This is a genomic window from Phytobacter sp. (assembly GCF_059074235.1).
This window is the reverse complement of record NZ_JCACPZ010000004.1, coordinates 1,637,631-1,657,266: the sequence shown is the minus strand read 5'-3', so window position 1 is coordinate 1,657,266 and position 19,636 is coordinate 1,637,631. Positions and strand designations below refer to the sequence as shown.

Here is a 19,636-nt window from a genome sequence, read left to right as displayed (position 1 = left end):
GGAATATTTTTCTTTCTCCGCCTTGTATCTGAATCGTGCTCTCGATAGACATTTGCTGTTTTTAATTGGTACTTAATGGCTGGCGGCAAGAGATTGTTTGATAGAGCGGACCATGGATGCTTTCGCAGTATGCAGGTGGTCACGCAGGGCGCGGGTGGCATCCAGGTCACTGCGGCAGAGGAGGGCACTTAAAATCGTCATGTGCTCATCGATAGCGATGATATTGCGCTGCTTCAGATCGCCTTCATCCCATTGATAGTGGAAATGGAAGATCACCGAAATTATCTCAAGAGACTGATTAAAAAAGATATTATCGGCTGCAGAAAGCAGTAGGGCATGAAAGTCCCGATCCAGTTGGGAGAACATTCGGAAGCTATCGCCAATGCTATCGCGCAGCAGGCGGTGACGCTCCAGCAGGGTTTTGGCATTTAACCAGCGGGGATCGTCGGCAGGCAGATTGAGAAAATGCTGCAGGGCGTGAGTCTCCAGCATTTCACGCAGTTCAAAGAGTTGTTCAGCGTAGCGCTGGTCGAACTGCTTCATGCTCCACTGCCCGCGTTTGTCATTTTCAATCAGGTTGTAACGACCAAACTTAAGCAGATATTCACGGACGACAACCGGGCTGACACCTGCGGCACGGGCGAGCTGGAGCTCAGAAAATGACTCTCCTGGCCGCAGCTGACGCTGATTGATCATTGAAAAAAATGCCTGCTCAAAGATACGGTTTTGCTCGGCCAGGGGAGCGCTCACACAGTTGAAGCCATCTTCCAGCGTGGGTTTTCTGACGATGCACCAGGTGCTACCTGATTGCGCCAGCACCCCACATTCACACAGGTGAGACAGCAAATGTCTGACGGTGGTGCGGCTGATGTTGTACATCTCCGCGAGGGCATTTTGCGTTGGCAGGGGGGACGGAATATGACCCTGGGCCATATCGTCGATAACCTGGTTAATGACGTTGTGACGTAAATTTTGTGAACGGCTCATCTTTGGCTCCTGTTTTTTTTATTAAAAACGTATTTAAAACATTTTTGTGTGTAGGGTTTCACAATTCAGATGGCCCATTTCGTTTTGTGATGACTTTTCCACGATATCTGTTGCATCGGAAATATGGGAGAGAAATCGATGACAACAATGAATACCCTGGTATGTCAGGAACCTAAGAAAATGCTGTGGAAAAAACGTGAAGTGCCTATTCCTGGCGATGATGAAGCGTTGGTGAAAATAAAAAATGTCGGCATTTGTGGAACGGATATTCATGCCTGGGCGGGTAATCAACCTTTCTTTAGTTATCCTCGGGTGTTAGGTCATGAAATATGTGGTGAGATTGTTGGGTTGGGTAAAAATATCAATAATCTGCATAACGGGCAGCAGGTTTCTGTTATTCCTTACGTCTCTTGCCGTAAATGCCCGGCGTGCAAAAGTGGGCGCACAAACTGTTGCGAGAATATCTCGGTCATTGGCGTGCATCAGGATGGTGGCTTCAGTGAGTTCCTGAGTGTACCGGTGAGCAACCTGCTGGTGGTTGATGGCATCGACCCTGAGGCGGCTGCTCTGATTGAACCTTTTGCCATCAGTGCCCATGCGGTACGCCGTGCGGCGGTTCAGCCGGGCGAGCAGGTACTGGTTGTTGGCGCAGGGCCTATTGGCCTGGGCGCAGCGGCGATTGCGAAAGCGGACGGAGCACATGTTATTGTGGCTGATACCAGTCCGGCGCGACGTGAGCATGTTGCCAAACACCTTGAGTTGGTAACACTTAACCCCTCTGACACCGAATTTGACGCGCAATTGCGTGCGGCTTTTGGCGGTTCATTGGCGCAGAAGGTCATTGATGCAACAGGGAATCAGCATGCCATGAACAACACGGTTAACCTGATTCGCCACGGCGGCAGTATTACCTTCGTGGGCCTGTTTAAAGGGGATTTACAGTTTTCCGATCCGGAATTCCACAAGAAAGAGACCACCATGATGGGCAGCCGTAACGCCACGGAAGAGGACTTCGAAAAAGTGGGGCGCTTGATGGGGGAAGGCAAGATCACTGCCGCAATGATGCTGACCCATCGTTATGACTTCACGGCTCTGGCTGAGATCTACGAGCAGCAGGTGATCAATAACCGCGAGTTGATTAAAGGTGTGATTACGTTCTGAAAGGTGCAGTGCGGAAAAGAGTAAAGACACTGGCGCTACCGGTTTGGTCTGCGCCAGCGGGGTAAGAAGTGTGACAGATTGCTATTCAGCGCCCGGGGTGTTTTGGGCGCATTTTTTTATCCGTTACTCTTCACCACTTTGATTTCCACCATCCCAATCCCGAGCTTGCGAGGAGAGTGACCGAGGATATTGCCCTCGTTGGTCGAGACCGGATCCGGAGGAACAATCACCAGCGTGCTGCTGCGCGTTGGGTTGGAGAAACGCAGCGTAGTGGTAGAGACGTCATTCCCAAGCGTTAATTCTTGCTCTTCATTGCCCACGCGCACGGGGATGGGTTTGTTGGCATTGGCTCCAAAGGCCTTGGCGGTGATCACCAGATCAAAGCTTTCCGGGAGCGGATCGTTAAACTCAATAGACACCTCATTGCTCAGTTGAGCATTGGACCAGCGGCCCCAGCTTTCCGGGCGCGAGATCCCACTGAACTGTTTTACCTCTTCCGGTGCTCCCGCCACGTTAAAGACAAAGCTGTCTGCCTTATAACGGATATCATCATCGCCAATTTTGAGCATATCGATATTTTGCTGATAGCGCTCGGTACTGATCACCGTCTCTTTCAACGCCGTTTTGCCTTTCCACTGCGCTTTGTCTACGTGCTGGACACTTTGCTGGCCGCCAAGTTGGCCCTGGGAGACGCACCAGTCAGTGGAAAGCACCAGTTCCGGTGCCCACAACCGTGCCATTTTGTAGCACTGATCAACCCAGACAAACTTATCGCGGGGCGCGAAATCAGCAAGCTGATAACGCAGCGGTGCCGAATACTCACTTTCAGGTAAAGGCTCCACCCGTTTGTCCGAGACCCGCACCAGCAATGGCAGACGGAATTTGCTGCCAGAGAAGGCGATCATCTGCTTGTCTTTGTCGATCGTGAAATCCTTCATTTGCCGCGGGAAGTTCCACAGCCGAATGATATCCGGTTTCCAGGCCAGCGCTTTTTCTTTCATATTAAGGAATACGCCGGAAAGCGACTGCCCGGAGAGGCTGCTTCGACCCAGGCCGATAAAATTATCGCCGCCAAGCATATCAAGCACCGTAGCACCGTTATCCATCGTATTACGCTTCACCGCCAGGATGTCCTGCTGAGGCTGGTCACCACGAAGCACGAAGAACAGGTTCTTGCGATCCTCTTTGTTCAGGTATTTCCACGCGGTGTTGTTCATGGCCAGATGATCGGAGGAGACCACGATCACCGTATCCTTAAACCATGGCGATGCTTTGATCTTATTGATCAGCGCTGCAATGTGCTGCTGGCTACAGGTTACGGCGCTAAAGGATTGGTTAGGCTTCCCGTCAAAGGTGTAGCTTCTGCGGTCACAGGTGCGGGAAATAAAACCGTCAGGATGGTGTGTGTCGACGGTCAGCGCGAACAGCGAGAAACGCTTGCCGGAGCGGGCCAGCTCTTCGTATTTTTGCCACACTTCGTCGAGTACTGTGTCGTCATAAAAGCCCCAGTCATTGCGGTAGGTGGGGTCGTCAACCAACCCTTTTAACTCTTCTGCCCCCACCAGGTGATCGAAACCGTGGGATTTGAGGAATACATCCTTGCCTGCGAAGCGGAGATTTGCCCCCTGGATGAAGTGGTTCTCATAGCCGGAGTTTTTCAGGATATCGCCGAGGCACAGGTTTTGTGGGAAGAAGCTGGATACAGACGCAGACGCGTTACCCTCAAACGGGGCGAACAGCGGAATACCGCACTGGGAAGCGACCATTCCGGCGATGGTGTAATCCGTTCCCGGCAGCTGTTCCGTTTGGGAGAAATCGAGTCCTTCGCCTTTTAACGCACCAAGCTCTGGTGCGAGGTCGGGGAAGGCGTCATTATCGAAATAGGTGCGCTCCAGGCTTTCCCCATAGATATAGACCAGGTTGAGCCTGGGATTGGGGATCTTTTTCGCGGGCTCTTTGTAGTATGTCGCGAAATCCGGATCGCCTTCACGCGACTGGGATTTCACCAGTTCGGTTATCTGCCGGAAGGCTGGGCTGGCATCAACAGAACCTAGCGCAAGCGCAAGGGCCAGCAAGCTGTAACCAAAGTGATGAGGGCGATGGCGGCGGCGACGTAAAACCCACCCCAGTGCGCAAAAAACCGCAACCAGCGCCATAGCAATTCCCGCGCCCGGCAGAAGATATTTGCCGACACCCGCGCCGGTCAGACTGTTTGTTAGCGTGTAAATGACGGCATCGGTGATCCCGTCACCCGTGAAATAGTTACTGGCATACAAGGTGATGTTCAGCACGACAAAGAAGCCCAGGACCAGCAGCGTTGCTGTGAACCACCAGGTATTACGACCCGCTTTCCATGCGTAAATCACCACGGATGCGAGAAACAGGGAAATCGAAAGTAACTCGGCCAACCGTTTTTCCTCAGCGATGCCAGCTCGCTGCTGGCACTTACTTTTTTACAAGGGGATACAATTTAATTTCGATGTAACACAGCTGCAATTGTAGTGTCACGTTTTTCGCAAGTTATTAGGAATCGGTTTAGATAAGGTGAAGTTTGATCGCCGTCGCATCTGGGGGAAGGGCATGCAGGTGGGGCATTTAAGGCATTTTGAAGAGAACGCGCTTGCCCTGAACTCAGGCAAACGCGAGAAGATGAACTTATGACAGGAAATTTACGCCCTGTTTGAGCACGATATCGCAGGCTTTGGTTTTCACTTTTTCCGCCAGCGGCGTGCTGCCGATGGAGTTCAGGTTGAGCTGCTCGCCGTTTTTGGTATTCAGCAACCCCTGTAAACCTTCAAGGTAGTTGGTATCCTGCTTTTGCTCCGTCTGACCCAGTCCCAGCTTGTCCATCACCTGGTTTTTGATGTTGTTAGTGTTGGTCAGCGAGGCCAGTTTGTTCTTCGCGCAGTAGGACATAATACCCGCAGCGTTGTTCATGGTGCCCGCACTCAGAGACTGGCTGCCCCCGTTGAGCAAACCCGTCAGTGAAGAGAGCGACATCCCGCCCTGTTGGCTGCTGCTACCGTTATTTTGGCTAAGTTGACTGGCGGCGCTGGAGAGGCTGTCCTGCCAGGACGCAGCAAAGGTGGTGCTGGAGAGCAGGGCACCGCTGATGGCGGCGGTGCAAAGAAGGCGTTTGGCAAATGACATAATGTTGAACCCTGGATGTGGCTGGAAAGGCCACATTATACACCCCGCGTATTGAGCGTTCAGCAGGGGAAAATTCTCAATACTCTTTGCCGGTTACACGGCTACGGTAGCTGTCCCAGTTAAAATTGACCCATAGGCTATTGCCTAAGCGCATCCTGTCCATTACGCGTTCGCCCAGCAACTTGTTCATCTCATCCAGCGTGCTGTTGGTAAGCATGCCAGTGGGGCGTTTGGAAGAGGAACGGCGGTCGACGATCTGGTTAATGATGACCTTTTCGTAGCGTGATTCGGTTTGCATACCGATTTCGTCAATCACCAGCAAATCCACGCCGCTCAGATCGCTGAGAAGCTGTTCTTCCGTATTTTCCCGACTGCTGAACGTCTCTTTCATCGCGGACATAATGTCGGCCACGGTGATGATCAATACCGATTTTCCACGCAGCAGTAGTTCGTTGCAGATGGCAGCGGCCAGATGATTTTTGCCAGTGCCGGGCTTGCCTGCGAATATAAAACTGGCGATATTCCCTTCAAATTCAGAAACATATTGTCGAGCCTGGCCCAGCGCACGCATCTGTCCGTCACATTCCACTTTGTAGTTTTCGAAAGAGCAGTTTTGATGAAGCGGGCGAATACCAGAACGGTTAAATGTGCGCTGCATTTTCATTGCCCGATTTTCACGTGCCAGAGCCGCAGCACGAATCTCACCTTGCTCTTTTTGCCAGGCCATCAGCTCTTCGCCTGTTTTGAAGGCGGGTTGCGTATTTGCGGGCATCATTTTTTGCAGTCGTTTCATCAATTCGCCGACGTTTTTCATCGTTAACCTCTAAAACCCGGTGGAATGTGATTATCTGGTTGGGAAATGGCGTTGACGTCACGCTTCGCCGAACCGCCCTGGCTGCTGCGATTCATTTGCACGCTGCGCGCCAGTTTCTGCTGCCACTGTACGTGGTGGAACACTTTCCCTTCTGCCTGCCAGTAGGCAACAAAAGCAGCCAGCTCTTCAGGGGTGACAGGTTGGGTGAGCGCGATCCCCCAAAGTCCTGCCATGCGCTGAAAGTCGGCATCCGGTTGCCAGTCTGCATACATGGGAAATTTCCCCATCGGCACACTGACTGGCGCCGCTGAGGGTTCATTAAAAAATTGCGTATCCAGCGCGACATCGCTTGCAGGCCGGGCAAGACGGGCTTCCAGCGCCAGAAGTTGTTCCAGACGAGCAGGTGTGACGGCATAAAACGCCGGAGCGTTGTTGGCAAAGACGGCAACCGCGCCACCTTCCGTTCGCGCCAGTACGCTTGCGTGATCGCGGATAAACTCATCAACACCGATAACGGTGGACGTCAGAATTCTGGAAGACATAACGCATTCTCAAACAGGAAAAACAGTATGGGCGCACTGCGTTGCGGATCCGCAGGCATATCGACACATAGTAACACAGAGCGGGAGAAGGGGGATGGAGACGAAAAAGCCGGGTTGCCCCGGCTTGTGTGTTTCACATTGGTGTTGGCTACCGGATCTTTGGCCTGAGCCTGTCCGGTTTAGTATTACGCGATGATCGTTAAGGTCACATCAACGTTGCCACGAGTGGCGTTGGAATAAGGGCAAACGATATGTGCAGCATCAACCAGTTTCTTCGCTTCAGCAGGATCCATACCTTCCAGGTGGATCTTCATTTCTACTTCGATCCCAAAACCGGTTGGCAGTGGGCCAATACCGACGCTGGCTTCAGTAAACGCCTCTTTCGGCATGGCGAATTTGTCGCGACCAGCAACGAACTTCATTGCGCCAAGGAAACAGGCAGAGTAGCCAGCGGCAAAAAGTTGTTCCGGGTTGGTGACTGCACCGCCCATGCCACCCATTTCTTTAGGTACGCCAAGTTTGACATCCAGCACGCCATCAGAAGAGGTCGCGCGGCCATCACGGCCACCGGTGGCTTTTGCATTCGCGGTGTAAATCACTTTTTCTAAAGACATAACAGGTTCCTTATCGTATTTGTCGGTTGCTATAATATAGTGTGCTATTTAATTATCGCCATAAATCCCCATGCAAGGGGTATTTATGCGCGTTGAAACTGTTGGCGCAGCGTTTCAAGCTGTTGTTTAAGCGCCATTAATTGTGTGTGGTCACAATCGAAAGAACACATCACGGCGTTCGGAATAGATTGTGCCTGCAGTTGTAACTCACGACCAGAGTCGCTCAGGGTAATGACCACCTGACGTTCATCCTGGCGAGAGCGTTGGCGACTGATCAGCCCCGCGCTTTCCAGGCGCTTGAGCAATGGTGTCAGTGTTGCCGAATCAAGAAACAAGCGTTCGCCAATATCCGACACTGTGACGTCGTCCTTTTCCCACAATACCAGCATCACCAGATACTGAGGGTAGGTCAGATTCAACGGCGTCAATAACTGTCGGTACAGTTTGTGCAGCGCCAGATTTGTTGAGTAGAGTGCAAAACAAAACTGGTTATCAAGTTCAAGCTGCGCGTTCGGGGTGTGTTTTGTTTTCATGGTTGTGAATATAGATAGTGCACGATTTAATTGCAAGTTATTTATGCGCAAATATAACGCAGTACCACCTGAACGGCCATCTGACGGTAGTGCTGGCGCTGCTGCCGTTGATCTTCATCGGCTTCAAACAGCATGGAGAATGAATAACTGTTGGCAACGTAGTGGAAGCTAAAACTGCTGATGACCCGGTGCAGGTCGCGGGCGCATACACTCTGGTTGAACAGATGCTTTTGTTGACCACGAATTAAAATATCTTCCAGTAACGTCAGTGCGCTGCGGTTAACATCACGCAACCAGGCGGATTGCTGGATATAGCGGCCACGTTGCATGTTTTCCATACAGATAATGCGAATGAAATCAGGGTGATCGGCGTGGTAATCAAACGTGTTTTCAACCAGATGCACCAGGGCTTCTACCGGGGGGAGTGCGGCCAGATTCAGTGCTTTCTCGCTGGCACGGATAGCGGCATAGACGTATTCAAGTACCTGTAAGTAGAGATTCTCTTTGGTTTTATAGTGGTAAACCACCATGCGCTTGGTGGTGCCTGCTTTCTCTGCTATCTGCTCCATACGCGCGCCATTGAGTCCATATTCTGCAAACAGAGTAATGGCGCTGAGGAAGATTTTGTCTTTCACCCGGGATTCATCAAAATCGCCGGGTGCATAAATACCCTGCTGTTCCACATCTGTTCCTTATCAGCCGTATAGGGGATAAGGATTATTACCACGGTGCCACAATAACTCAAATTTCACACACGCGGGCGTTTGCGGTAGATCCATAATCCCGGAATCGACAAGCCAATAGACAAGGCTCCGACAATGGACGACGCCTTCAGGAAGTTGGTTAACAGCAGAATCATCAAATCTTCGCTATAGCCGATATGGCCAATTTTTACGGCGGAAATCATTGCGGTATAGGCTGAAATTCCGGGGAACATGGGAATGACCGCCGCGACGGTGAAGACTTTGGGATGGGCCAGGTACCAGCGCGACCAGCGAATGCCGATGCTGCCGACCAGCATTGAGGCGACAAAGGTGGACCACTCAATATTGAATCCCCAGTAGACCATGGCAAAACGCGTGCCGTGACCTATCGCCCCGAGCAGCGCACACCAGGGCAGGGCACGATGCGGTACGTTAAATACCATTGCAAAACCAACCGCCGGAATGGCCGCCAGCAGCATGTCCTGAACGAGTGCGAGCAGAAACCAGATCACATCCATCCGCGTAGCCCCCATAAGGTCATCGACATCACCACGCCAATACAGGTGGCAAGCGTTAACAGGCTGGCAATCGCCCAACGAGCAAGGCCAGTATTGATGTGGCCTTTGAACATATCCGCGACGGCGTTGATCAGTGGAAAACCGGGAACGAGCAGCAACACACTTGCCGCCATCGCAACGGTGGGGGTATGGATGAAAATGGGCATCGTCAGCATTAACCCCGAGACGGTTGTGGCGACAAAGGCGGTGATGCAAAAGTTGATTTGTGGATGCATGTGGCGATTAGCCAGCACCAGTCGGACATACATCGCCACACTGCTGGCACAAAATGTGATGAATGCGCCATCCCAACCGCCATTGTTCAGACGGCAGAAGCAGGCGCAGGAAAGCCCGACCATCACCGTCACCAACCAGCGCGGGTAACGTAATGGTTTCACCTGAGAGAAGCGTTTTTCGACGTCTGCTGCATCAAGCAGTTTATGTTCTGTCATGATGACAATGTGTTGAACTTCGGTCACCACGTGCATATTGATCCCACGATCGCTGTTTTTACGTGTGGACGTCAGGCACTGCGCATCTTTGATGGTAGTGAGCACAATCGCGTTCGATGAAATCGAACTCTCGACGCTGTCCATCCCGAGGGCCAGTCCGAGGCGCGTTGATAATTCTTCAACCAGTGCACTTTCAGCACCATGTTGCAATAAATAAAGGCCGCACTGGATACACAGACGTGTGATGGCCCGTTGGGATGACTGGTCTTCTTGCATCTGCATGATAGTCCTGGTGACGTTGCTCAAGTCCCACAAGATGTGGCACGAATCGCTAATTTTTAGCACAGGTTGTCCCGATGATGGCGCGGAGGTAGATCAAGATTCGTGCAATAAATCACAAAATGCTGCAGTGACGAGAGAGAATGGCATTCTCTTTGGAAACTATTCCGGGCAGAGTGGCATTGTTGATGCCCTCAGATCGCTGTATTTACAGATCGGATATATAAAAAAAGTAAATTTAAAGATCGGAATTATATATATTGTGAATGAGAATTGTTGTTTTGACGGTTAGCAATAGATTGACACTATTACCAGCGGTTTTTATAATCACCTATTGTCTTTATATTGCGAAAGACATGACTTGAGCCAATTTATTATGTCGCGAATATAATTCATTTTCCCTGCTGACAGGATGGTTGGCATTTCTTTAATTATTCATGTTGTTTATTTGATAAGACTCGCGAATGGATGCGGAGGTTATATGTTATCAAGAATGTGCAAGTACGGAATAGTTATCAGTAAAGTGCCCGTATTAAAAGTGGGTTTAGGTGACATTATGGAACGTCACTTTCCCGACTATGAGATGACCTATTTTCGTACTCTGGAAGAGGTTACGCTGCTACAACTACGCCGGGCTAATTTAATTATTGCCGATCTGTCGGCTGATCAACGGCATACAAGAAATGTGTGTGAGCAGTATTACTCTATTGTTTCGCAGCATTCTAATATTCATTGGATATTCTTTGTTCCTCGTGTTTTTTACCCCACCGCGGTTGAATTGTTAATGGGGCCGGGTTGTACGCTGCTTTCTGATATGGAACCCATTGAATATATCATTGGAGCCATTCGTCACGGAAATGATAATGCGGAGAAAATCAGTCAGACGTTGTTGTCATCTGATTATCTGCAGAATGAAGAAGCGAGTGAAAAAATAGAACGCTTAACGCTTTCTGAGCGAAAAGTGATGCGGCTTCTTGGAAAAGGTTGGGGCATTAATCAAATCGCGATGTTGCTTAACAAAAGCAATAAAACGGTGAGTGCGCAGAAAAATAGCGCAATGCGCCGTTTATCACTGCGTAGCAACGCAGAACTTTACGCATGGATAAACAGTGCTGAAGGCACGAAAGAGCTGAATCTTATTTCAGCCTATGGAGAACAAACAGAATGGAACGCAACGAAGCACAGAAGCATGTTGCCATCATCGAGAAGTGCATGATGAGCGAGGCGGGCCTTCGTCATCTTCTTTCGTCGCCTGCTACCAGTAAGTACTGCTTTCATTTTTTTAGAGATCACCAGGATTTTATTGACGCAATGCGCAAGACGGATTTTTTTTCCGTTATTTTTTCGCTTTCAGGTTTGCGAGGCCCCCGGCGAGAGTGTCTGATGTGTATGCACATGCTTTCGGCGTCCAGGCCCCGAATACAGCGAATTATTCTGGCGGAAGACGACCGTGAAGCCCGATTAGTCAGTCGCCTCTATCCCGCAGAGTTACATGGTATTCTGAGTAAATCAGATACGCTGTCAGCTCTGTTAAGCCAGTTAGTCACATTGTTGGCGGAAACCCGGCGTCTGAACGACAATATTATCAACCATTGGTACGTCAGCCATACCCGGATGCTGAGCCCAACCGAACGAGCAATCTTAACGCACATGACGCGCGGGTTGTCGATTCCGGAAATCGCAGTTGCGCTTGACAGAAACATCAAAACTATCCGGGCACATAAGTTTAACGCGATGGCAAAGCTCGGCATTCGCTCGGAAGTCGCCCTGCTTCATGCTGCGGATATTATATCGTGGTTACCAGTGACCACTGTCTTGCAAAATACCCGCACGGCAGTGGCCTGATAAGTATCATCCGTACGCCAGGTCATTTAGGTGACCTGGTTTTTTATAAACAAACATCAATCCATTTTGCCTGAGTCAATTCCGCCATGCGCTGCGGTGAAATACGGACCGCACTGTGAATTGCACCGGCGGCAGGCAGGACTTCCTCATAATGTTTCAACGAAACATCACAATAGATGGCCAGTGGATTTTCCAGCCCAAAAGGGCATACACCTCCGACCGGGTGGCCCGTGATGGTGACTACTTCGTCGCTGCTGAGCATTCGGGCTTTTGCGCCGAATGTCGACTTGAGCTTTTTGTTATCCAGGCGGGCGTCGCCTTTGGCAACAACAAGCACGACCTCATCTTTAATTTTCAGTGACAGCGTTTTGGCTATCTGGCCCGGCTCAACGTTATGCGCCGCGGCTGCGAGGGCCACTGTTGCCGTGCTTTGATTCATCTCGATGATGTCAATTTCGGGGGCGTTGTCGGCAAAGAACTGCCGCACAGACTGCAAACTCATTTTCTTCTCCTGAACGTAACCTCCAATAATCTGTCACAAGCCTGTGATCCCTGTAAATATTTTGTCATAACAAACTCGTTACGGCGCATTTCTGGATCGCCTTCACAATCGCGGAAACCGGTTACAGTAACCGGTTGCAGTGTTTCAAACCGGAGTTAATACTGACTCCGTCACTTCCTCTGTTCTGATAATTAATAAGAGCCGTCTATGAAACGTATCCTGCTTTGTTGTAATGCTGGTTCGTTAGCCAGCATGGTCTTAAACCCTAAAAATGGATTGCTGCACGGCAAAGTACTCGCTGCTGCGCTGAATTATTTAGACTGACAGGAGAGCCGCTATGTCTGCCAACCATGCTGTGTTTAACGTGATTTTTCGCTTCATCGAAAACTACGTCAGCCCGATAGCCGGGCGGATTTCTTCCCAACGTCATGTCATGGCCATCCGCGATGGTTTTATCTCGGCCATGCCATTTATGATTGTCGGTTCATTCTTACTGGTCTTTGCCTATCCGCCATTCTCCCCCGATACCACATGGGGTTTTGCCCGCGCCTGGCTGGATCTGGCGAAGCAGTATGAAGGCCGGATTCTTACGCCGTTTGATATGACGATGGGCATCATGTCCATCTACGTGTGCGCCGCTATTGCTTATAATCTTGGTAAGCACTACGTGAAATCGCACCAGCTCGATCCCTTCATGTGTGCCATGCTCTCCCTGATGGCCTTCTTGCTGGTTGCCGCCCCGAAAACCAACGGTACGCTGCCAGTAGACAGCCTCGGTGGCGTCGGTATTTTCACCGCGATTCTGGTTGCCCTCTATTGCGTTGAAATGATGCGCCTGTTGAAAACCTGGAACATCGGTATTCGCTTGCCAGAGCAGGTGCCGCCGATGATCAAAAACTCCTTCGACTTACTGATCCCTGTTCTGGTTGTAGTGCTGACGCTCTATCCACTGAGCCTGTTTATTCAGACTCAATTCGATATGTTGATCCCGCAGGCCATCATGGCGCTGTTCAAACCACTGGTTTCCGCTGCTGACTCCCTGCCTGCTATTCTGCTGGCGGTGCTGATTGCTCATTTACTGTGGTTTGCGGGGATCCACGGTGCAGCCATTGTCTCCGGGATGTTACAAATGTTCTGGCTGACCAACCTGGGGCTGAACCAGACGGCGCTGGCGCAAAGTGCCCCCCTGCCACACATCTTTATGGAAGCGTTCTGGACCTTCTTTATTGTTATTGGGGGATCGGGTGCGACCATGGGACTGGTGTTCTGCTACCTGCGTAGTAAGTCCGTGCATCTGCGTTCCATCGGCCGTCTGAGCGTGGTGCCGAGCATGTTCAACATCAACGAACCGGTCATTTTTGGTACGCCGATTGTGATGAACCCGGTGTTCTTTATTCCGTTCCTGTTGGCTCCGATGATTAACGCCATTGTGGCCTGGGCAGCGATGAAAATGGATCTGATTGGCAGGGTGATCTCTGTTGTGCCATGGACTGCGCCTGCACCTATCGGTGGTGCCTGGGCACTAGGCTGGGATTTCCGTGCCGCGGTTCTGGTGATCATCCTGGCGGTGATTTCAGCGATCATTTACTACCCGTTCTTCAAGGTGTATGAGAAACAATTGCTGGAACAGGAAGCTGAAGAAGCACAACGTATGGAAGAAGAGAAACAGCAGGTAGCCTAAATAAAAGTAAAGCATTTAGTGTTGGTGCCCTCTCCCCGTGGGAGAGGGCTGGTATAAGGCATCAAGTTGCACCAGGTTATTTCAGCGTACAATCGCCGCACTGCTGGACATCCGGCAGGCGGTAACGCTGACAGCAGGTGCGCCTGACCAGGATCCCTTCACGGGTAACAACGGTCCGCCAGAGTGGATTATCCTGGCCATCAGAGAGCTGCTTTTCAAAGAAGCAGAACTGTCGCAGGGCGCTGACGCGTGCCTCGCCTAGCAGCGGAATGATCTCCCCCAGGCACCAGTTAATCAGGTAGCCGGTATTACTCCAGATGAGCTTCCCGTTTATCTCGCCCGTGGCTTCCAGGGCTTCAACAACCGGCTGCATGGCGTCACGAATCAGCGCTTCAATACGCGGAATATCACCCTGAGCGGTCAGATCGTGATCCTGCCAGACGTCCAGCCAGAAGCAGGCCGCACGACCCGTTTCGTGAAATTCCACATGAAGATGTTCCGGCGACAGATCCAGCGCTTGCTTTTGCGTTAACAGTGCCAGTAATAGCGGAGGAACCATCAAACCGAGATACCACTGCGCCCAGAGCGAGAGGAGCGGTTTGCCTTCATGGGTTAGCGTTGGCTGTTTCTGGTAAATATGGTTCGCGTAGATTTCTTTAAGTTCACTCAGCTTTGCCGGGCTCATCCATTCTGCCAGCGTCATGGCCTCGCGCGGGGCGAGTTCATTGAACTTAATGAAATCTAAAAGGTGGGGGCGCAGGCGAGTCAGCGTATCGCGTACGGCATTTGCTAACACATCAGTGTCGTTAACGTGTCTGACGCGGCGAATGACGAATTCATTTAAGGGTGCGCAACGATAAGCCATAATGACAGGATAGATGGAAATCTAAATGATAATGATTGCCAATCCTAGCCAGGGGTAATATCGATAGCAAGATGTTTATGGTAAAGAAAATGCGGTTCGGCTCAGGCGACCTGTAAATCACCGCTGACGAGAATGTTATTACGCCCCTGGTGCTTCGCTTCATAAAGCGCTTTATCCGCTTTACTGAGAGCTTCTTCAATATCGCCATCTTCGAGTGGCGCAATGCCAATACTCACCGTTACATTTGTCGCGACGCTTTCATTGAACATATGAGGGATGTCGAGATCGTAGACATGCTGGCGAATGCGTTCTGCGGCAACGCGCGCGCGGTCAAGGTCAACGCTATTGAGCAAAATCATAAACTCCTCGCCGCCGAAGCGGGCGACAATATCGCGAGAGCGAACGGCATCGCGGATCGCGGCTGAAACCCGGATTAACGCCTGATCACCCATCATATGACCGTAGTGATCGTTGTAGGCTTTAAAGTGGTCGATATCCAGCAGAAGGACAAATCGCGTACCGTCATCCAGAGCCAGCAGATTGTCGAGTTTGTGCTGCAGGCCGCGACGGTTGTACAACCCGGTAAGGGGATCGAGCATACTCAGGTCATTCAGCGTTTTACGTTCTTGCAGCAGGCGATACATCAATGCCTGCGAGAAATTGTCGTTACGCTTTTGAATCACATGTTGAATGGAAATACCTATCAGTGGCAGGGCAAGTGCGTAGATCAACCTGAGAGACATTTCACCCGTGCTTAACCAAAAGCAGGCGGCAAAGGCCGGTACAGAGTGCAACACAAAGGCGATGATATTATTAGAAAAAGCGAGTGCACCAATAAATAAAACACTTAATAGGGCAATCAAGAGATAAGTCGAATCATAATCGTTCATTGCCCTGGTTTTAATAATGATATGCCAGGCCCACAGGCAGCCAAATAAAAAAGAACTTAGCGTAATATTTAATTTTTTCTTAGGACATTTCCATTGCCAAAGCAGCGCCAACCCGCTGAAGCCAGCGATCAGGCCCAAGGGCAGGGTCAAAGAACGCAAATTGCTGAGCGGCAATGCAATAGAACACAGAGCTGAAATAACATTGAGTAACAAGAAAAGTCGAAGCGATAATCGATATTTCTTTTTACAGAGTGATTGCCATGATTGTGCTGTCATATATTTAAAAAATCGTTATTAATCTGCAATATATAATTTAAGGGGTTGCCAAAACGAAAAATAACGCGAGGAAAAGTTACCGCGAAAAGGTGAAGAAATTGTTTAGATTTAATTAAGTAGTGCTTAATTTATCACCTTCAAGAATGCCTGTCACCAGTAGATGAGTAAAGTTCGTACCGGTTTTTGCTGACATGCTGACAAATGAGAAAACATATCATATGATATTGGTTATCATTATCAGTGTGAGAGTCGAAACCATGTTGCAACGTGCGTTGGGGAGTGGATGGGCCATCCTGTTACCTGGTCTCATCGTCGCTGTAATGGCGTTTGCCGATCTTCCTTTAGATGCCTGGCGCGCAGTGATTGTTATCGGTCTGCTGCTGACACCTGTCATGCTCTACCATAAGCGTTTGCGCCATTTCATTCTGCTGCCATCGGGCGTTGCATTAGTGGGCGGAATTATTATGGCTATGCTGAATGTTAAGACGATGATGTAGCCGGGAAGTACGAAGGAGAAGTCACGCGGGAAAGGTAATAAGATATTTGGTGCGAGGGGGGGGACTCGAACCCCCACATCCTAAGGACACTAACACCTGAAGCTAGCGCGTCTACCAATTCCGCCACCTTCGCACAACTATCTTACTTTGGGTCTAACTTTTGATATCGCCTCGTTGGTGCGAGGGGGGGGACTCGAACCCCCACATCCTAAGGACACTAACACCTGAAGCTAGCGCGTCTACCAATTCCGCCACCTTCGCCCAGTGCGAGCAATATCATTGTGGATTATGGTGCGAGGGGGGGGACTCGAACCCCCACATCCAAAGGACACTAACACCTGAAGCTAGCGCGTCTACCAATTCCGCCACCTTCGCATACCATCGATACAATAAGTATCGTTACCACGGAGGCGCATTCTAGATGTTTTCTGGTTTTCGTCAACAGTTAATTGCAGGTCGCTTTTTCAACTGATGTAAAAAAACGCAGCGGGAATTGAGGCGTAAATGCCCGGTAAACAAACCGTTACCGGGCAGGAGAAATTAACGCTTAGCCTGGCGGGTCATGACGGTGCGGTAGACTTTGAAACGACCGGTTTGCGCGATCACTTCATGGAAGCCAAACATCTCATCAAGCACTGCCGGATACGGTAGGAAGGCGTTAGCAACAATGCGCAACTCGCCGCCGCTATTCAGGTGACGGACTGCACCGCGAATCAGAACTTGTGTTGCTTCGAGGCTGGTTTGCAGACCGTCGTGGAACGGTGGGTTCGAGATAATCATATCGAAACGCCCTGTTACGTCAGAGAAGACGTTACTGGCGAACACATCACCTTCCAGACCGTTAGCGGCGAGGGTGGCTTTACTGGCTTCGATAGCCGGCGCGGAGACGTCGCACAGCGTCAGACGTACCTTCGGTGAATGGCTGGCCAGCACCGTGGAGAGCACACCTGCGCCACAACCGACATCCAGCACCTTACCTTTAGTATGTGGTGTAAAGGTGGATAACAGCAGCTGGCTGCCGACGTCGAGGCCATCACGACTGAAGACACCTGGCAGGGTTTTGATGGTCAGGCCATCTAGTGCGTACTCGTTCCAGAAACCTTGTGCATCGAAGGACGGCTGCTTTTCCAGTCGACCATGGTACAGCCCACAACGGCGTGCACTGTCGACTTTGTTCAGCGGGGCGAAGTCCGCCAGCATCTGTTCTGCACTGCGAACGCCGCTGCGGTTTTCACCCACAACAAAAATATCTGTCCCAACGGGCAGAAGAGAGAGCAGGTTCATCAGTTGATACAGCGCTTCTGGCTTATTTTTCGGCCAGTAATAGATCAACGTATCGCTGTCGCCAACCGAAGCTTGCTCAAGCGTCAGCGCAAAGACCGCGTCGTCGCCCATCTGGCGGTTGAGCGTTTGCCACTGATGGTACTGTTGGGTCCAGGCGCGGCTATATGCCGTGTCCAGCCTGGCTGGCAGGTCGTCCTGCAGATCACCGGCAAACAGAATACGGCTTTGTTCGAAATCATCACTGTGGCGCAGCAAGACTTCACTTGCCGGGGTTAAAGCAGACATGGAGGGTTCCTCATTAAACTCAGCCCGGGATTATACACGTTATCCTTCACGCTGCCTCTTTGTTGACGGCCCCCGTCACTTATTGGTTGATGGCGCATTTTCGACGAGTTTGGTATATTTGCGCGCCTGACAGACAGGAGTGATTCGCTATGACTACCCGACGCGACTGGCAATTAGAGCAACTGGGCATCACTCAGTGGTCCCTGCGCCGCCCGACGGTGCTACAGGGCGAAATCGCTATCTCGCTTCCGGCACATATTCGTCTGGTGATGGTATCCCCTGAACTGCCAATGCTAACCGATCCGCTGGTCGGCGATGTGTTACGAGCCCTGGCGGTGAGTGCGGATCAGGTTTTACAACTGACACCAGACCGCGTGGTTATGCTGCCTGAAGGGTCTACCTGCAATAGCTGGCGATTGGGTATTGAAACGCCCCTGGCGCTGGCGGGGGCGCAAGTGGCATCGCCTGCTTTTGACGAACTTCGGGGAAACCCGGCGGCACGTGCCGCATTATGGCAACAAATCTGCGACTATGAACACGATTTCTTCCCTCACCACGACTGATTTAGCCCGCGCTTACGAGATTGAAACCCGGGCGCATGCGTTTCCCTGGAGCGAGAAAACCTTTGCCACCAATCAGGGCGAACGGTACCTCAACTTTCGTTTAATGGCGGGAGACGTGATGGCGGCATTTGCTATTACGCAGGTCGTGTTAGATGAGGCCACGCTGTTTAATATTGCGGTTGATCCGGCCTGGCAGCGACAAGGCTTTGGTCGGCAGTTGCTGGAGCATTTAATCAGCGAGCTGGAAAAACGCGACGTTCTGACGCTCTGGCTTGAGGTGCGGGCATCAAACCATGCCGCCATCGCTTTATATGAAAGTCTGGGCTTCAACGAGGCGACAATCCGCCGTAACTACTACCCCACAGCGAACGGACGTGAAGACGCCATTATTATGGCGCTGCCAATTTAATAGATGAAAGGTGATGATGTAATGAGATGGGACTGGATATTCTTTGACGCCGACGAAACGCTGTTTACGTTCGATGCTTTCGGCGGCTTACAGCGGATGTTTCTTGACTACAGTGTCACATTCACTAGCGAAGATTTTCAGGATTATCAGTCCATTAATAAACCATTGTGGGTTGATTACCAGAACGGAGCCATCACTGCCTTGCAGTTGCAACATCAACGTTTTCAGGGATGGGCTGAACGCTTAAACGTCGCGCCCGGCGATTTAAACAATGCCTTCCTGAATGCGATGGCCGAGATTTGCTCGCCGCTGCCTGGGGCGGAATCACTGCTTAAATCATTAAAAGGCAACGTGAAGCTTGGCATCATTACCAATGGCTTTACCGCCTTGCAGCAGACTCGTCTGGAACGTACCGGTTTTCGCGACTACTTTGATTTACTGGTGATTTCCGAGCAGGTGGGCGTCGCAAAACCTGACCCCCGTATTTTCGATTTCGCGCTGGAGCAGGCGCAAAATCCGGACCGCTCCCGCGTGCTGATGGTCGGTGATACCGCCGAGTCAGACATCCTGGGCGGCATAAATTCCGGGCTGTCTACCTGTTGGCTCAACGCGCACGCACGTCCCCTGCCTGAGGGGATCAACCCAACCTGGACCGTGACGTCGCTAACCGAACTGGAGCAACTCCTGTGTAAACATTGATTGTCTGCACTCAGTCGTTGAGTACAATAGCCGCATTTTTCGTATCT

Annotated in this window: 22 protein-coding genes and 3 tRNA genes; 8 read left to right on the top strand and 17 right to left on the bottom strand. The window is 50.9% G+C overall.

Features of this window, described 5'->3' with window-relative positions:
• Positions 1 to 72: 72 nt before the first annotated feature.
• The gene (locus AC5JPW_RS11795) at positions 73 to 987 is read right to left on the bottom strand and encodes a GntR family transcriptional regulator (protein WP_494240461.1); all 915 of its coding nucleotides are present in this window, start codon (positions 985 to 987) and stop codon (positions 73 to 75) included.
• 138 nt (positions 988 to 1,125) lie between these two features.
• On the opposite strand from AC5JPW_RS11795, the gene AC5JPW_RS11790 reads away from it, so the two are divergent.
• Positions 1,126 to 2,148, top strand: coding sequence for a zinc-binding alcohol dehydrogenase family protein (locus AC5JPW_RS11790; RefSeq protein WP_494240460.1), 1,023 nt, complete (start codon positions 1,126 to 1,128; stop codon positions 2,146 to 2,148).
• Between the two features lie 116 nt (positions 2,149 to 2,264).
• Here the strand turns inward: AC5JPW_RS11790 and opgB are convergent, their stop codons facing one another.
• The 9 genes from opgB to AC5JPW_RS11745 all read right to left on the bottom strand — a co-directional run bounded on the left by opgB (position 2,265) and on the right by AC5JPW_RS11745 (position 9,790).
• Positions 2,265 to 4,556, bottom strand: a complete 2,292-nt coding sequence (gene opgB / locus AC5JPW_RS11785) for a phosphatidylglycerol--membrane-oligosaccharide glycerophosphotransferase (RefSeq protein ID WP_494240458.1) — start codon at positions 4,554 to 4,556, stop codon at positions 2,265 to 2,267.
• A gap of 247 nt (positions 4,557 to 4,803) precedes the next feature.
• Positions 4,804 to 5,298, bottom strand: a complete 495-nt coding sequence (locus AC5JPW_RS11780) for a YjjA family protein (RefSeq protein ID WP_494240456.1) — start codon at positions 5,296 to 5,298, stop codon at positions 4,804 to 4,806.
• A 76-nt stretch (positions 5,299 to 5,374) separates the two neighbouring features.
• A complete protein-coding gene (gene dnaC, locus AC5JPW_RS11775; protein ID WP_494240454.1) occupies positions 5,375 to 6,112 on the bottom strand; it encodes a replicative helicase loader DnaC in 738 nt (245 codons plus the stop codon).
• 2 nt (positions 6,113 to 6,114) lie between these two features.
• Positions 6,115 to 6,654: a primosomal protein DnaT gene (dnaT, locus tag AC5JPW_RS11770; RefSeq protein WP_494240452.1), complete on the bottom strand. Its 540-nt coding sequence runs from the start codon at positions 6,652 to 6,654 to the stop codon at positions 6,115 to 6,117.
• Between the two features lie 185 nt (positions 6,655 to 6,839).
• Complete coding sequence (locus AC5JPW_RS11765; protein ID WP_494240451.1) at positions 6,840 to 7,268, bottom strand: organic hydroperoxide resistance protein; 429 nt, start codon at positions 7,266 to 7,268, stop codon at positions 6,840 to 6,842.
• A gap of 83 nt (positions 7,269 to 7,351) precedes the next feature.
• Positions 7,352 to 7,801 (bottom strand): MarR family winged helix-turn-helix transcriptional regulator, encoded by a 450-nt coding sequence (locus AC5JPW_RS11760; protein ID WP_494240449.1) that lies wholly within the window; start codon positions 7,799 to 7,801, stop codon positions 7,352 to 7,354.
• 41 nt (positions 7,802 to 7,842) lie between these two features.
• A complete protein-coding gene (locus AC5JPW_RS11755; RefSeq protein WP_494240448.1) occupies positions 7,843 to 8,484 on the bottom strand; it encodes a TetR/AcrR family transcriptional regulator in 642 nt (213 codons plus the stop codon).
• A gap of 65 nt (positions 8,485 to 8,549) precedes the next feature.
• A complete protein-coding gene (locus AC5JPW_RS11750) occupies positions 8,550 to 9,023 on the bottom strand; it encodes a threonine/serine exporter (protein ID WP_494240446.1) in 474 nt (157 codons plus the stop codon).
• Positions 9,014 to 9,790, bottom strand: a complete 777-nt coding sequence (locus AC5JPW_RS11745; RefSeq protein WP_494241214.1) for a threonine/serine exporter family protein — start codon at positions 9,788 to 9,790, stop codon at positions 9,014 to 9,016. Before AC5JPW_RS11745 ends, AC5JPW_RS11750 begins: the two co-directional genes overlap by 10 nt.
• A gap of 484 nt (positions 9,791 to 10,274) precedes the next feature.
• Between AC5JPW_RS11745 and AC5JPW_RS11740 the strand changes: the two genes are divergently transcribed.
• Together AC5JPW_RS11740 and bglJ are read left to right on the top strand one after the other, a co-directional pair.
• Positions 10,275 to 11,009, top strand: coding sequence for a helix-turn-helix domain-containing protein (locus AC5JPW_RS11740; RefSeq protein ID WP_494240445.1), 735 nt, complete (start codon positions 10,275 to 10,277; stop codon positions 11,007 to 11,009).
• Positions 10,958 to 11,638: a DNA-binding transcriptional activator BglJ gene (gene bglJ, locus AC5JPW_RS11735; protein WP_494240444.1), complete on the top strand. Its 681-nt coding sequence runs from the start codon at positions 10,958 to 10,960 to the stop codon at positions 11,636 to 11,638. Before AC5JPW_RS11740 ends, bglJ begins: the two co-directional genes overlap by 52 nt.
• A 43-nt stretch (positions 11,639 to 11,681) precedes the next feature.
• Here the strand turns inward: bglJ and AC5JPW_RS11730 are convergent, their stop codons facing one another.
• Positions 11,682 to 12,140 (bottom strand): YbaK/EbsC family protein, encoded by a 459-nt coding sequence (locus AC5JPW_RS11730; RefSeq protein ID WP_494240442.1) that lies wholly within the window; start codon positions 12,138 to 12,140, stop codon positions 11,682 to 11,684.
• Between the two features lie 337 nt (positions 12,141 to 12,477).
• On the opposite strand from AC5JPW_RS11730, the gene AC5JPW_RS11725 reads away from it, so the two are divergent.
• Positions 12,478 to 13,821, top strand: coding sequence for a PTS sugar transporter subunit IIC (locus AC5JPW_RS11725; protein WP_494240440.1), 1,344 nt, complete (start codon positions 12,478 to 12,480; stop codon positions 13,819 to 13,821).
• 76 nt (positions 13,822 to 13,897) lie between these two features.
• Here AC5JPW_RS11725 and fhuF read toward each other — a convergent pair whose 3' ends face one another.
• Both fhuF and AC5JPW_RS11715 read right to left on the bottom strand, forming a co-directional pair.
• Entirely contained in the window at positions 13,898 to 14,686 is a 789-nt protein-coding gene (fhuF, locus tag AC5JPW_RS11720; RefSeq protein ID WP_494240439.1) for a siderophore-iron reductase FhuF, read from the bottom strand.
• 101 nt (positions 14,687 to 14,787) lie between these two features.
• Complete coding sequence (locus AC5JPW_RS11715) at positions 14,788 to 15,852, bottom strand: GGDEF domain-containing protein (RefSeq protein ID WP_494240438.1); 1,065 nt, start codon at positions 15,850 to 15,852, stop codon at positions 14,788 to 14,790.
• 218 nt (positions 15,853 to 16,070) lie between these two features.
• On the opposite strand from AC5JPW_RS11715, the gene AC5JPW_RS11710 reads away from it, so the two are divergent.
• Complete coding sequence (locus AC5JPW_RS11710; RefSeq protein ID WP_494240436.1) at positions 16,071 to 16,349, top strand: DUF1435 domain-containing protein; 279 nt, start codon at positions 16,071 to 16,073, stop codon at positions 16,347 to 16,349.
• Between the two features lie 47 nt (positions 16,350 to 16,396).
• Here AC5JPW_RS11710 and AC5JPW_RS11705 read toward each other — a convergent pair.
• The 4 genes from AC5JPW_RS11705 to rsmC form a co-directional block, all read right to left on the bottom strand.
• Positions 16,397 to 16,482 (bottom strand) — tRNA-Leu (locus AC5JPW_RS11705).
• A gap of 42 nt (positions 16,483 to 16,524) precedes the next feature.
• Positions 16,525 to 16,610 (bottom strand) — tRNA-Leu (locus AC5JPW_RS11700).
• A gap of 28 nt (positions 16,611 to 16,638) precedes the next feature.
• Positions 16,639 to 16,724: transfer RNA gene (locus tag AC5JPW_RS11695), tRNA-Leu, on the bottom strand.
• Between the two features lie 165 nt (positions 16,725 to 16,889).
• On the bottom strand, positions 16,890 to 17,918 hold the full coding sequence (rsmC, locus tag AC5JPW_RS11690) for a 16S rRNA (guanine(1207)-N(2))-methyltransferase RsmC (protein ID WP_494240435.1): 1,029 nt from the start codon (positions 17,916 to 17,918) through the stop codon (positions 16,890 to 16,892).
• 149 nt (positions 17,919 to 18,067) lie between these two features.
• On the opposite strand from rsmC, the gene AC5JPW_RS11685 reads away from it, so the two are divergent.
• Genes AC5JPW_RS11685 through yjjG form a run of 3 tightly spaced genes read left to right on the top strand, consistent with a single transcriptional unit; the run spans position 18,068 to position 19,589 of the window.
• Complete coding sequence (locus AC5JPW_RS11685; RefSeq protein WP_494240433.1) at positions 18,068 to 18,481, top strand: DNA polymerase III subunit psi; 414 nt, start codon at positions 18,068 to 18,070, stop codon at positions 18,479 to 18,481.
• On the top strand, positions 18,450 to 18,890 hold the full coding sequence (gene rimI, locus AC5JPW_RS11680; RefSeq protein WP_494240431.1) for a ribosomal protein S18-alanine N-acetyltransferase: 441 nt from the start codon (positions 18,450 to 18,452) through the stop codon (positions 18,888 to 18,890). Before AC5JPW_RS11685 ends, rimI begins: the two co-directional genes overlap by 32 nt.
• A gap of 21 nt (positions 18,891 to 18,911) precedes the next feature.
• Entirely contained in the window at positions 18,912 to 19,589 is a 678-nt protein-coding gene (yjjG, locus tag AC5JPW_RS11675; protein WP_494240430.1) for a pyrimidine 5'-nucleotidase, read from the top strand.
• Positions 19,590 to 19,636 lie beyond the last annotated feature (47 nt).